This is a genomic window from Priestia sp. 10L35 (assembly GCF_056395685.1).
Genome location: NZ_JBFTKA010000015.1, coordinates 38,780 through 51,350, shown reverse-complemented (window position 1 = coordinate 51,350; position 12,571 = coordinate 38,780). Strand labels below are relative to the sequence as shown.

The window sequence follows — 12,571 nt, the reverse complement described above, 5'->3', positions numbered from 1 at the left end:
TCAGTTCGCTCGACTTGCATGTATTAGGCACGCCGCCAGCGTTCATCCTGAGCCAGGATCAAACTCTCCGAAGAAATGTTTGACTTGCTCAATTAAAAAATAAAATTTAACGTTGACGTTTGTCGCTTTGTTCAGTTTTCAAAGTTCAATATATTTGGAGCGGGTGATGAGAATCGAACTCACGACATCAGCTTGGAAGGCTGAGGTTTTACCACTAAACTACACCCGCAATATGGCGCGCCCGAGAGGAGTCGAACCCCTAACCTTTTGATCCGTAGTCAAACGCTCTATCCAATTGAGCTACGGGCGCTTCTTATGATGTTTACCGCCGTTGTTTTGGCGACTTTATTATAATATCATTTCTATTTTCTTATGTCAACACTTTTTTAAAAAGTTTTTTTGGTGCGGCCGAGAGGACTTGAACCTCCACGGGGTCGCCCCCACTAGGCCCTCAACCTAGCGCGTCTGCCATTCCGCCACGACCGCTAAATACATAAAATGAATAAGATGCGGGTGAAGGGACTTGAACCCCCACGTCGTAAAGACACTAGATCCTAAGTCTAGCGCGTCTGCCAATTCCGCCACACCCGCAAGAAATGAAAATGAGCCATGAAGGACTCGAACCTTCGACCCTCTGATTAAAAGTCAGATGCTCTACCAACTGAGCTAATGGCTCTTTATGGCTGGGCTAGCTGGATTCGAACCAACGCATGACGGAATCAAAATCCGTTGCCTTACCGCTTGGCGATAGCCCAATAATTTAAATGGCGGTCCCGACGGGAATCGAACCCGCGATCTCCTGCGTGACAGGCAGGCATGTTAACCGCTACACCACGGGACCATCCAAAATTATGTATAAAACAGTCAAATGGTGGAGGATGACGGGATCGAACCGCCGACCCCCTGCTTGTAAGGCAGGTGCTCTCCCAGCTGAGCTAATCCTCCACAGAATATGTAAATGAAAATCAATGGTGACCCGTACGGGATTCGAACCCGTGTTACCGCCGTGAAAGGGCGGTGTCTTAACCGCTTGACCAACGGGCCATTATAAAATGGCGGAGAAGGAGGGATTTGAACCCTCGCGCCGCTTACACGACCTACACCCTTAGCAGGGGCGCCTCTTCAGCCACTTGAGTACTTCTCCATATGGCTCCACAGGTAGGACTCGAACCTACGACCGATCGGTTAACAGCCGATAGCTCTACCACTGAGCTACTGTGGAATAATATTTATCAGACTTCTTACATTGTAATCGACATTGTATGTAATGTCAATAAGTTTTTGTAATTTATTTGCCGTTTATTTGAGACGGCTTTATTAATTTATCATAATCAATCTATTTTAGTCAAGCATCTTCTACATTTTTTTTAATTTACCTTTACACTTTCCACAAACATATTTAACCGTGTTCACTTTTCTTTTTCGAACATATTTTTGCTCGCACTGCATACATACATATATGTGCTCTTTTTTCTTTCCATCACTTTCTTTTTTCAATGCCTGACAAAATCGGGGGGCCCCTACTTCTTTCATTAGGCTTTTAAAGTCTTGATCTCCATGCTTATACCCTTTCCCCTCAATATGTAAATGATAGTGACAGAGCTCATGTTTAATGATTGCTACTATTTCTTGTGTGCCATATTGTTCAAAATATTTGTAGTTTACTTCTATATTAGATGTACGTAATAAATACCTTCCACCTGTCGTACGTAAACGAGGATTAAAAGTGGCTTCATGACGAAATGGTTTGTGAAACAGCTTCAATGAAATTTCTTCTACAAGTATTTGTAAATCCTTATCATTCATCTTATATACTCCTCTACTGTATGAAATCACCTGACTAGCTCTTTGGGCATACACTTCATTACATACTCACTATTTACCTTATCATAAATGAAAAGGAGTGATTGTCCTTATGCCAATGTGGCTACAAAAACAAATGAGGCGCGCTTATTCTGAAAAAGACCGTGCACAAATAAAATTGCTCAATCAATGTTGGTTTTTTTATCAAAAAAATAACTCCGCTTCTTAATCACTTCTTTTTAAAAATAAAATTGCCTTTTCAGAAAATCTGAAAAGGCAATTTTATTATTGATGGGGCGGAATCATCGTCAATGCGACTCTTCCTTTTTTCATATCTACGTCTTCTACCCACACATTCACCAAATCTCCTACTGAAACGACATCGAGGGGGTGCTTAACGTACCGATTCGTTAATTTAGAAATATGGACTAGACCGTCTTGCTTAACTCCTATATCGATGAACGCTCCGAAGTCTACGACGTTTCGCACAGTACCTTCAAGCTGAATACCTTTGGCAAGATCCTCTAGCTTCAAAATATCCTGACGGAGCAAAGGTTTTGGCAGTTCATCACGAGGATCTCTTTCCGGTCTTACGAGCGCTTCTATAATGTCTTTTAAAGTAAGCTCCCCTATACTTAGCTCTTCTGATATTTCGGGTAAAGAAATATGTTTTAATGCTTCTTTTACTTTCTCCGTTCCAAGCTCAGTCTCTTTCACTTCAGCTTTCTTTAAAAGCTTTTTAACGTCTCCATATGTTTCAGGATGGATACCCGTTCTGTCTAAAGGTTCTTCACCTTCTATAATACGTAAAAACCCAATACACTGCTCATACGTTTTAGCACCTAGACGCGGAATTTTCTTCAGCTGTTTTCGGTTAGAGAATTTTCCGTTTTCATCCCGATATTTTACAATGTTTTGAGCAACTGTCTTATTTAGACCAGCAACGTATTGTAGAAGCGAAGCAGAAGCCGTGTTTGCATTTACTCCTACCTGATTTACTACTGTCTCTACAATAAAAGTCAGTGAATCATTTAATTGCTTTTGAGACACATCATGCTGATACTGCCCTACTCCTACCGACTTAGGATCGATTTTCACAAGTTCAGCCAGCGGATCTTGCAGCCTTCTGGCAATCGATACAGCGCTTCGCTCTTCTACTTGAAAATCAGGAAATTCCTCTCTAGCAACATCAGAAGCCGAATATACGCTTGCTCCCGCTTCATTCACAATCAAATAATAAACTGGGTTTTCAATTTCTTTAAGAACATCCGCTACAAATTGCTCCGTTTCGCGAGATGCCGTTCCGTTTCCAATGGCTACTACTTCAATAGGGTATTCAGCGAACATTTTCTTTAATTTATTTTGCGCTTCAGCTGCTTTTCTCACAGGAGGATGTGGATAAATAACATCAATTTTTAATACCTTGCCTGTTTCATCTACTACAGCTAATTTGCAGCCTGTTCGAAAAGCTGGATCTACTCCTAATACCACTTTCCCTTTCAATGGAGGTTGGAGAAGAAGTTTCCGTAAGTTTTCAGAAAAGATGTGAATGGCTCTTTCTTCGGCTTTTTCTGATAGCTCTTTACGGATTTCGCGTTCAATAGATGGTTCTATTAAGCGTTTATAAGCATCTTCTATAGCTGAGATGATATAACTTTCAGCTGAAGAATCCCTTTTTTTGATTACTTGTTTATGTAAATATGAAAGAATACGATCTGTAGGCGCATCAATACTCACTTTTAAAATACTGTCTTTTTCTCCTCTATTCATGGCTAAGATACGATGAGGAACGATTCGCTTTACCGCTTCTGTATATTCATAGTACATTTCATAGATATTTTTTTCATCTTTTTCGGGATCTTTGACTGAAGTAACAATTATGCCATCTTTTACAGTAGTCGTACGAATCCATTGACGGTAAGATGCTTCGTCAGAAATTTGTTCCGCTACAATGTCTAGGGCTCCCTGAATAGCTTCTTCAGAAGATTGAACTCCCGCTTCTTCATTTATGTATGTTTTCGCTTCGTTCTTCACGTCGGAACGTGGAAAACTTAGTAACCCCTGTGCTAATGGTTCAAGACCTTTTTCTTTTGCTACAGTTGCTTTTGTACGTCGTTTTTGCTTAAAAGGGCGGTATAAATCTTCTACTTGCTGCAATTTCTTCGCTTGATGAATTTGAGCAGCCAGTGCCTCAGTTAATTTCCCTTGCTCTTCAATTAATCGAAGAACTTCCTCTTTACGCTCCTCTAAATTCATTAAGTAGTTCCAGGAATCTAAAATATTCCGGATTTGGACTTCATCCAAAGCACCAGTTTGTTCTTTTCTATATCGAGCAATAAAGGGAACTGTATTACCGTCTTCTACTAAAGCAATTACGTTTTGTACTTGCTTTTGTGAAATCTCCACCTCTTTACTTACACGTTGAACAATTTGATTATCTAATTTCGTTGCAACAGACACAGCTTATCCTCCTAGCTAAATGAAACTTTGTCTTTATTGTAACAAAACTCACATGCAATAACACATGTGAGCTAAAAAGAAAGGCTATGCAGTTGGAAGATGACCAGCGATATACGTAATATCGTCATTATGAGATCGAATTGCTGCCTGTAGCCGTGTCGACAATTGATCTACATTCATCGAGTTAGCAAAAACAGATTTAATCTCTTTTAATTCTAAGCCATCTGTATGAATCAAAAATTTAGAACCGGAGTCATATGGGAAGGTTTGTGTGCGGAACTTTTGAATTTTCCCTGATAAAAAACCTTGAATTGGTAGAGGGTACGTTAATTTTCCCTCCGGAGAATACAGATAAAAGCGGATATTACCTACATTTGTATAATGAAATTCGTTATGTTTTTTATCAATTTTCAAAATAGCTACTGCCGCACCTCTTGTATGTCGAGTAGCTTTGTTACACTTAGAAATGATCTCATCCACATCTAGATGATGATGAGCTTTCGCTACATCCGTAACAGCTACAGAAGCGGCTCTAGCTTGTTCACCGCTTCCTAATCCATCTGCCACTGCACATAGAAAATAGTCATCCGTTTCTTTGACATAGTAACTATCTCCACAACATAAGTTCCCTTGCTTTGGCTCTTGGTATATATGAGTTTGAATCAACTTTGTATTAGGGTCTACTGTCATCACGACATATACTCCGAATCGTTAGAATCTGAGCGAGCTGCAGTCCTTAGCTTATCAAGAGCTCTTCTTTGCAGTCGAGATACATGCATTTGAGAAATCCCTAACTTCTCACCGGCATCTTTTTGACTCAGATTTTCAATAAATGTATAGCGAATCACTTCTTTTTCTCTATCGCTTAATACATGAAGAATCTTTTCTAACACTAAGCGCTGATCAGTTTTCTCATAACCCGACTCTTGTTCACCTACTAAATCAAGGATTGTAACAGTACTTCCATCAGAGTCTGCTTCAATGGAATGATCAACAGACAACGCTTGATAACTTTGCCCCATCTCCATTGTTTCTAAAATTTCTTCCTCTGTCACTCCGATATGATCAGCAATTTCTTTCACTTGAGGAGATCGCTGTAAACGGGTTGTTAGCTCTTCGACAGCTGCTTTAATTTTAGGACCTAATTCTTTGATGCGGCGCGGTACGTGAACACTCCACGTTTTATCGCGTAAAAATCGCTTAATCTCTCCAATGATTGTAGGAACAGCAAACGATTCAAAGCTTCTTCCAAATGAAGCATCATACCTTCTAATAGCTCCTAACAGTCCTAGCATCCCTACCTGCACAATATCTTCATGTAGGCTTCTGCCTTTTGAATAGCGACGTGCAATAGATTCAACAAGGTTCTTGTAATGTACTACTAGATCACTTTGTGCTTCTTCATCCTGCGTTTTTTGAAAGCGCTCAATTCGTTCCTGAACCTGTTCTTTAGTTAATTTCATAGGTTGAGACTGTGTTTTCATCACTCTCCACCTGCTCTCTTTGCACATACTTAGTCATCATTAGCGTTACACCTTTTGAATTGACCATTTTCACTTCGTCCATTAGTGTTTCAATTAAATATAAACCAAGTCCACCTTCAGGAAGAAATTCAACTTCTTTTGATGTTTCATAAGGTCCTATATGTTCCTTAAGCTCTTCAAAATTAAAGCTTTCACCTTTATCGACCACCATGATTTCTAAACGGTCATCAAATAAACCAAAACCTACTCTCACTTCACCATTTTCTTCATTCTTGTAAGCATGCTGTACGGCATTTGTACATGCCTCACTCACAGCAATTTTCATATCTTCAATTTCATCATAAGAAAAACCCATCCGGTTCGCTACACCAGACAGCGTCAGTCGAATAATCGCTACGTAGTCTGGCTTAGCAGGAATCTTCATCTCAACAAAGTCATAAGGCTGTTTCATTTTACGCCACCTTCTACTTGTGAATTCACGTTTAAAATGTCTGTGAGGCCCGTAATATCAAATAAGCGCTTGATGCGCTCTGATACACCAACAAATTTCAAAGAGCCGTTATTTTTCTTATTGGCTTTTAACAATGCAATAAATACACCTAGTCCTGTACTATCCATGTATGATACATCGGTTAAATCGACTATAATTTCTGGTTCGGTATGTTCAGTAATTTCCATGAACTTTTCTTTTAGCTTAGGTGCTGTATATGCGTCAATCTCTCCAGCCAGCTTAATACGATATGCTTGACCGTCCTTTTGTATATCTATTTTTAAATTCATCGTATTAGTAGACCCCCTCTAATTTTGTGCTATCTTTTCTGTACCCTTATTTAGAATACTTAAACTAAACTCTTCAAAATAATCAATGTAAAGTCATCCCTCAATTGAAAATGCTGTAATTTTTCCAGCTCTTTATATACAGATTCTACAATTTCTTGAGGAGACAAATGCATGTATTTTCGAATTAATTTTATGATGTCCAATCTTTCAATAAATCCTTCTTCAGTTCTGCATTCTGTTACGCCATCTGTTAACAGAACAATCATATCGCCTTTTGAAAGCTGCTGCTCGTACTGAAGATATTTCACATGGCGATCGACTCCTAGCACGAGCCCTTTTGCTTCCAAATCTTCAAATGAATCAGCTTTGGCATCATAATAAAAACCTGGTTCATGCCCTGCAGATGCATAATCAAATAAGTTTGTCTCGGGATTATAGCTTCCGTAGAACATCGTAATAAACATACTTGGATCTACGTTTCGCTCTACAATATTGTTCAAGTTCTCTAATACATAACTTGGATTTTTTCTTGAGTCCGGTAAGCTGTCCATTGCATACTTGATCATAGACATACACATTGCAGCTGGAATTCCTTTTCCGATCACATCGGCAATGGCAATACTTAACCCGCCGTGCTCTTCTTCTACAAAGTGAAAATAATCTCCGTTCATCTGTTTAGCCGGTACGCTAATCGCACCAATTTCTAAAGTTGAACTAGCCGGAACCTTTGTCCCCAACAGCGTCTGCTGGACGTTAGCGGCAACTTCAATTTCAGAACGAAGTTCCCGCTGCTTATTTTTTAATGTTTGATGCTCACGAAGAGCAAGACCGTAGCTAATCATTACCTCAAGTAAAAAGTCCAGAGAATGCAGCACTTTTTCTGGAATATCAGAATAAATTTCTTCAATCACTTCTTTATGAATGCTCACAATATCTTCTGGCGATATTTCATTCTCTAAAGATTTTCTACTTAGTTTTTGTCCTTGATACAAAATTTGTTCATTTTGTGTTTGGATATAGTTCCCCAAAATATCTTTGTATAAATCTCTCATCTCTTTATCAAAAGACATTATCTATTTCCTCCTACCGGAGCCACTTAACTGCTTTAATCTCAGTACCTTCTCCGACATTTGTTTCGATGTCAAACTCATCCATCAATCGTTTTACCCCAGGAAGCCCAGCTCCTAGTCCACCCGATGTTGAGTATCCATCTTCCATTACTTTGCGAACGTCGGGGATACCTGGCCCTTCATCTGTTGCTACGACAAGAAGACCGTTTTTTCCTCCACGATTTAATTTCTCAATATAGATTTGACCCTTACCCGCATATAGGTAAATATTACGAGCTAATTCAGAAATGGCGGTTGTAATACGAGCTTGGTCAACTGTTCCAAACCCTAGCTCTTTCGACACATTTCTACCTAATTGGCGTGCCGCTACGATGTCCCATTCTGTTACGATTTTTACGCTGGATTGGAATTCCATATACTAATCCCCCAATTCCGATTGGAGTTTCTCAAGACCTTTTTCTAAATCGAGTGCAGTAAGAACATCATTTAGGCCAATCCCTAACTCAACAAGTGTAATAGCTACTGCAGGCTGGATACCTGTTAATACTACTCTAGCCCCCATCAAATTAGACATGCTAACCACGTCACCTAAAACTTTTGCGATGAATGAATCGATCATATCAATTGAAGTTAAATCGATTACCACTCCTTTTGCTCCAGTTTGATGAATTTTACTTAGCAAATCTTCTTGGAATTGAATAGCCGTTTGATCATCCAGCTCCCATTGAATGGATACCAATAAATAGTCGTACAATTTCAAAATGGGTATTCTCACGTTTATTCCTCCGATTCTATATCAACTATTTTCCGCTCAGTCATTTCTAACGCAAACTCTACGCCTTTTTTTAATGAATTTTTCGTAATAATTTCGTTTAAGTTAATACCTAAGTTCACAATAGTCTGAGCAATTTCCGGACGAATTCCTACTAACAAACACTTGGCTCCAACCAAACGTACGGCTTCAGCAGCTTGAATGATATGATGGGCAACCATCGTATCCACTACTGGTACTCCGGTAATATCTATTAATACGACCTCTGATCGGTGCTTTACGACACCTTGCAGTAAGTTTTCCATAATTTTCTTTGCACGATCAGTGTCAATTGTTCCTACAAGCGGCATTACTGTAATTTTATCAAATACCGGTATTAATGGAGCAGACAATTCTTGAAGTGCAACTTTTTGCAACATAACTGTATTTTCCCACGAGTTGGAGTATTGTTCTACTATTTTGTTATAAATAGGGCTTAACCACTTGTCAAACCGATAGAATAATTCAGAATGAGTTTGGTCAGCCTTTACATGTTCACTGTTTACATACCCTTCGACCACTACGTGACCCAAGTTACGTACACCCTGTGTTAAATAAGCAAGAGGCCATCCTAAACTCACAACTCGTCCTACTACTTCCTCTAGTTCCTCTGCAAAATTTTCCTGATCACGGAATGCTTTTGCCAAAAGTAAATTTACAAAATCAGAGCTTACATTTACGTACACTTGCTCGGATACAATGTTTTTAATGCGCTCTGTTTCCACATCATTCATTAACACTAGCCATCGATCAAAAATTTCTGATTTATGATTTTGTATATAATTGAATAAATCTTGATTCATGAGGTCCTCCTTGTGAGTCAATACACTCATTTATATCTATATATATATTATCATTTTTAAAAGGTTTCTTATTACAATATACGTTTACTGATTATTCCTAGTCAAATTAAAAAAGTTGCTCATAAAGGAGCAACTTAGCATAAATGGAAGTATAATTCTAAAAGTCGATAAGTCCTACACTGATTTGCAAGGCTTCATCCACTCTGTCCATCATTTCATCATCTAAATGGGTAATCTTGTCTGTTAGCCTCTGTTTATCAATAGTACGAATTTGTTCTAGTAAAATAACTGAATCTCGCTCAAATCCATAGCGCTTTGCATCAATTTCAACATGCGTAGGTAACTTTGCCTTTTGAATTTGAGCAGTGATCGCAGCTACAATAACAGTTGGGCTAAAACGATTGCCTATATCATTTTGAATGACAAGTACAGGGCGAACGCCTCCTTGTTCTGAGCCAACAACAGGAGATAGGTCAGCAAAATAAACGTCGCCACGTTTGACTACCAAGTCATTACCCCCCGCTTACTAAACGATCCACAGTATGATCAGCTTCATACTCTGCTAGAAAAGCCTCGGAAGCAATATTTAAGTTTATCTTTGCCATCTCCATATATCCACGTCTCATTGATTCGCGAATATGGCGTTTTTTTCGCTCACGAAGGTACAATTTTGTTGCTTGGTGAATAAAATCACTTCGGTTGCCATTTTCTTGTTTAACCATAAGATCGAGCTCCGATACTAAATTTTTCGGTAATCTTACTAGGATTTCTGTAGTTGCGCTCGCTTCAGACACAAACATACACCTCCAACATCAATACACACACCAATAGTCTCATCTTTCCTTATCATAACATTGATTAGCTTTAATGGAAAGTTAATTCTGTCAATTTCTACACTATTATCGTCAATTGATACCCTCTTTTATGCATGGAAGTTATTATTTTATTGTCTTGTGTTCGCAGACTTTTTATGTTGACTCAGGAAGATGTATATTCAGCGCAAGATATAATTATTAACATCAATGTGCTGCAAATCTCTTGTATAAACCCTCGGAACCCTTGCTGCAACCATGCAAGGGATTTCATAATTAATTGTTTCAAGATGCTTCGCTACTTCATCAATTGTAATTTCAGCACCTTTTTGTTTTCCAATAAATGTTACTTTTGTACCCATTTTATACATTTTAGGTAATTTAATCATCAGTTGATCCATGCAGATTCTACCAACAATTGGCACTTTAACTCCATCTACTAATACTTCAAAATTGCTTAATTTACGAATCCAGCCGTCTGCGTATCCTACTGGAATAGTAGCAATCCATTCATCTTCTTTAGCTTCATAAGTAGCTCCGTAACTGATATGACTCCCTTTTTTGACTTTTTTAACATGCACAATACGGCTGTGCAGCGAAAAAGCTTGTTTTAACGGAATTGGCAAGACTTCTTTTAATTCCTCAGAAGGACTCAAGCCATACATAGAGATACCTAAGCGTACGCCATTAAAGATATCTTTCGGACGACGAAGCAAGGCTGCGCTATTTGCACAGTGAATCATCGGAGGTGTAAAATTATATTCTTTCACAATTCGAACCATTTCTTCAAAGAATGTGTATTGTTCTTCAAAATAAGTCGAGTTTAGCTCATCTGCTGTTGCAAAGTGTGTAAACACTCCATCCAGCACGAATCCCGAATTAGAAGCGATGATCTTCATTGTTTCGTGTAATTCTTCTTTTGTTCTAACTCCCAAGCGACCCATGCCTGTATCTATTTTTAAATGCATATGCAGCTGACTGTTTTCACCTAGAATGGACGCCGCTTCTTCAATCCAAGCTTTGCTATAAGCAGTGACCGTTACATCCCACTCCAATGCAGTTTGAATGTGTAGGGTAGGCACGGCGCCTAATACTAAAATGGATTCCTTTATTCCTTTTTTCCGAAGAGCAATAGCTTCATCCAAAAAAGCTACAGCTAGCATATCAGCACCAGCTTGAAGCGCAATCTCTGCTACTTCTTTATCTCCATGCCCGTACGCATTCGCCTTCACTACGGCCATTAACGTTTTATGCCCCGGTATCAGTTCTCTTACATGATTCACATTTTGAAAAATGGCTTCTACATCAATTTCTGCCCATGTTTCTCTATAAAATGCATCCATTACTACGACACTTCCTTTTTTCAGAACCATTCTAAACGTACTTTCCTCTGTTAGTATAATACATCTATAGTCAAACTTCATCTCGATCTTTATTCAAATTACGCAAGAACAAGCCTACATATATGCAGGCTTGTAAGCTTCTCTTATTTTCCCATCTGACTTTGCACAGATCTAGCAACTGTACTCAATTCATCTGGTGTTAGCTGATCAGAAGCCAGCATAAAGTCTACTCCATTATATGTCCAAGATAGACTTTTATCCGTTAAAGCTCCCACAGTAAAACCTAAATCAAATGGCTCTCCGGCAGTAACTGTAGATGTTGCTGTTTTAGCTACTTGCGCTTTTTCTTGTACAAGCGTAAACGGCTTTTCTCCTTTGTACATTAAAACGACTCTCTCGCCATTTTCCGTCTCAATTTTCTTTTCCTTGGACAGCTTTGTACCTTTTGGAACATCCTTAGGATAAAGGACGCTAAATGATTTCTGCTGAGCTAATGTCGGAACGTCAATCTTTGCACTTGTCATGTTTCTTTTTGTATCAAAAGCCCCTTTATCAAACTTAGAATCGAATTTCACCTTAGAGAAATCAACTTTTATTAACACTTTGTTATCCGTATCCATAATTTTAACCGAAACAGGCGCTAAATCACTTTTGTTCAGCGTAATTTCTTGTTTAGGAAGCATCGTACTATTTTGATAGTTGGTTTTTGTTTCAAAAATATAATGCTTATTTGTTGATTTAAAACTTGCCTTTTCATCCTTCACAATATCTTGGACAAGGGATTCATACAAATAAGCTTGACTGCTATTTTGCGGCCAGTCACTTTGAAAACGAAAGCTTTTATTTAAGGCGGGCGTTAAAACAAAAACCCCTTCATCATTACGCAAAATCATTTGGCTTTGATCTTTCTTTGTATTTTTCAAATTCACTCGATAATACATAGGCTTACTATGCCAAATCTCTACATCGTATACTTGAGCATCTTTCCCTGTATTCAATGTCATCTTAGCATCTGATTTATACCCCGCCATTTCTTGTACCTTGGCATCCAATGCATCTGTTACATCCTGCTGACTTTTTTCACCGCATGCTGATAAGGCTAAGAGAAAAAAGGCGCAAACAAATAAGCCAATCCATTTTTTATGCATTTCCCCAACTCCTTTATTTCGTATATTCACAGCTAAACGGAGAAGCAAGAACATATC

General features: G+C 38.7%; 15 protein-coding genes, 11 tRNA genes and 1 rRNA gene. 1 reads left to right on the top strand and 26 read right to left on the bottom strand.

What is annotated here, in order from left to right:
- The 13 genes from AC1DEF_RS26960 to AC1DEF_RS26900 form a co-directional block, all read right to left on the bottom strand.
- Positions 1 to 74 (bottom strand): 16S ribosomal RNA (locus AC1DEF_RS26960); the annotation flags it as partial.
- An 81-nt stretch (positions 75 to 155) separates the two neighbouring features.
- Positions 156 to 229, bottom strand: a tRNA-Gly gene (locus AC1DEF_RS26955).
- Between the two features lie 4 nt (positions 230 to 233).
- Positions 234 to 310 (bottom strand) — tRNA-Arg (locus AC1DEF_RS26950).
- 90 nt (positions 311 to 400) lie between these two features.
- Positions 401 to 486 (bottom strand) — tRNA-Leu (locus AC1DEF_RS26945).
- A 22-nt stretch (positions 487 to 508) separates the two neighbouring features.
- A tRNA-Leu gene (locus tag AC1DEF_RS26940) sits at positions 509 to 591 on the bottom strand.
- 12 nt (positions 592 to 603) lie between these two features.
- Positions 604 to 676, bottom strand: a tRNA-Lys gene (locus tag AC1DEF_RS26935).
- Between the two features lie 4 nt (positions 677 to 680).
- Positions 681 to 755: transfer RNA gene (locus tag AC1DEF_RS26930), tRNA-Gln, on the bottom strand.
- Positions 756 to 765: 10 nt separating this feature from the next.
- Positions 766 to 841: transfer RNA gene (locus tag AC1DEF_RS26925), tRNA-Asp, on the bottom strand.
- A gap of 28 nt (positions 842 to 869) precedes the next feature.
- Positions 870 to 945 (bottom strand) — tRNA-Val (locus AC1DEF_RS26920).
- 24 nt (positions 946 to 969) lie between these two features.
- Positions 970 to 1,044: transfer RNA gene (locus AC1DEF_RS26915), tRNA-Glu, on the bottom strand.
- Positions 1,045 to 1,053: 9 nt separating this feature from the next.
- A tRNA-Ser gene (locus AC1DEF_RS26910) sits at positions 1,054 to 1,144 on the bottom strand.
- Positions 1,145 to 1,147: 3 nt separating this feature from the next.
- A tRNA-Asn gene (locus AC1DEF_RS26905) sits at positions 1,148 to 1,222 on the bottom strand.
- A gap of 134 nt (positions 1,223 to 1,356) precedes the next feature.
- Complete coding sequence (locus AC1DEF_RS26900; RefSeq protein ID WP_097825542.1) at positions 1,357 to 1,806, bottom strand: SprT family protein; 450 nt, start codon at positions 1,804 to 1,806, stop codon at positions 1,357 to 1,359.
- Positions 1,807 to 1,915: 109 nt separating this feature from the next.
- Between AC1DEF_RS26900 and cmpA the strand changes: the two genes are divergently transcribed.
- On the top strand, positions 1,916 to 2,032 hold the full coding sequence (cmpA, locus tag AC1DEF_RS26895; RefSeq protein WP_013055014.1) for a cortex morphogenetic protein CmpA: 117 nt from the start codon (positions 1,916 to 1,918) through the stop codon (positions 2,030 to 2,032).
- 56 nt (positions 2,033 to 2,088) lie between these two features.
- On the opposite strand, the gene AC1DEF_RS26890 is transcribed toward cmpA, so the two are convergent.
- The 13 genes from AC1DEF_RS26890 to AC1DEF_RS26830 form a co-directional block, all read right to left on the bottom strand.
- Entirely contained in the window at positions 2,089 to 4,263 is a 2,175-nt protein-coding gene (locus AC1DEF_RS26890; RefSeq protein WP_477727656.1) for a Tex family protein, read from the bottom strand.
- A gap of 84 nt (positions 4,264 to 4,347) precedes the next feature.
- Positions 4,348 to 4,953, bottom strand: coding sequence for a PP2C family serine/threonine-protein phosphatase (locus tag AC1DEF_RS26885; protein ID WP_057243274.1), 606 nt, complete (start codon positions 4,951 to 4,953; stop codon positions 4,348 to 4,350).
- Positions 4,953 to 5,747 carry an RNA polymerase sigma factor SigB gene (sigB, locus tag AC1DEF_RS26880; protein WP_013055011.1) on the bottom strand — a complete coding sequence of 265 codons (795 nt, stop codon included), beginning with the start codon at positions 5,745 to 5,747 and terminating at the stop codon, positions 4,953 to 4,955. The genes AC1DEF_RS26885 and sigB overlap by 1 nt, the downstream gene beginning before the upstream one ends.
- On the bottom strand, positions 5,713 to 6,198 hold the full coding sequence (gene rsbW, locus AC1DEF_RS26875) for an anti-sigma B factor RsbW (RefSeq protein WP_013055010.1): 486 nt from the start codon (positions 6,196 to 6,198) through the stop codon (positions 5,713 to 5,715). Before rsbW ends, sigB begins: the two co-directional genes overlap by 35 nt.
- Entirely contained in the window at positions 6,195 to 6,527 is a 333-nt protein-coding gene (locus AC1DEF_RS26870; RefSeq protein ID WP_013055009.1) for an anti-sigma factor antagonist, read from the bottom strand. The genes rsbW and AC1DEF_RS26870 overlap by 4 nt, the downstream gene beginning before the upstream one ends.
- A 59-nt stretch (positions 6,528 to 6,586) precedes the next feature.
- On the bottom strand, positions 6,587 to 7,597 hold the full coding sequence (locus tag AC1DEF_RS26865; protein WP_013055008.1) for a PP2C family protein-serine/threonine phosphatase: 1,011 nt from the start codon (positions 7,595 to 7,597) through the stop codon (positions 6,587 to 6,589).
- Positions 7,598 to 7,610: 13 nt separating this feature from the next.
- The gene (locus tag AC1DEF_RS26860; protein WP_013055007.1) at positions 7,611 to 8,012 is read right to left on the bottom strand and encodes an anti-sigma regulatory factor; all 402 of its coding nucleotides are present in this window, start codon (positions 8,010 to 8,012) and stop codon (positions 7,611 to 7,613) included.
- 3 nt (positions 8,013 to 8,015) lie between these two features.
- Positions 8,016 to 8,372 (bottom strand): STAS domain-containing protein, encoded by a 357-nt coding sequence (locus AC1DEF_RS26855; RefSeq protein WP_013055006.1) that lies wholly within the window; start codon positions 8,370 to 8,372, stop codon positions 8,016 to 8,018.
- Between the two features lie 2 nt (positions 8,373 to 8,374).
- Positions 8,375 to 9,211 carry an RsbT co-antagonist protein RsbRA gene (locus AC1DEF_RS26850; RefSeq protein ID WP_013055005.1) on the bottom strand — a complete coding sequence of 279 codons (837 nt, stop codon included), beginning with the start codon at positions 9,209 to 9,211 and terminating at the stop codon, positions 8,375 to 8,377.
- 157 nt (positions 9,212 to 9,368) lie between these two features.
- Positions 9,369 to 9,719 carry a type II toxin-antitoxin system endoribonuclease NdoA gene (gene ndoA / locus AC1DEF_RS26845; RefSeq protein WP_013055004.1) on the bottom strand — a complete coding sequence of 117 codons (351 nt, stop codon included), beginning with the start codon at positions 9,717 to 9,719 and terminating at the stop codon, positions 9,369 to 9,371.
- A gap of 4 nt (positions 9,720 to 9,723) precedes the next feature.
- A complete protein-coding gene (locus tag AC1DEF_RS26840; protein ID WP_013055003.1) occupies positions 9,724 to 10,005 on the bottom strand; it encodes a CopG family ribbon-helix-helix protein in 282 nt (93 codons plus the stop codon).
- Between the two features lie 200 nt (positions 10,006 to 10,205).
- Positions 10,206 to 11,366, bottom strand: a complete 1,161-nt coding sequence (gene alr / locus AC1DEF_RS26835; protein WP_477727657.1) for an alanine racemase — start codon at positions 11,364 to 11,366, stop codon at positions 10,206 to 10,208.
- A 143-nt stretch (positions 11,367 to 11,509) separates the two neighbouring features.
- Complete coding sequence (locus AC1DEF_RS26830) at positions 11,510 to 12,568, bottom strand: LolA family protein (protein ID WP_013081419.1); 1,059 nt, start codon at positions 12,566 to 12,568, stop codon at positions 11,510 to 11,512.
- Positions 12,569 to 12,571: the final 3 nt, after the last annotated feature.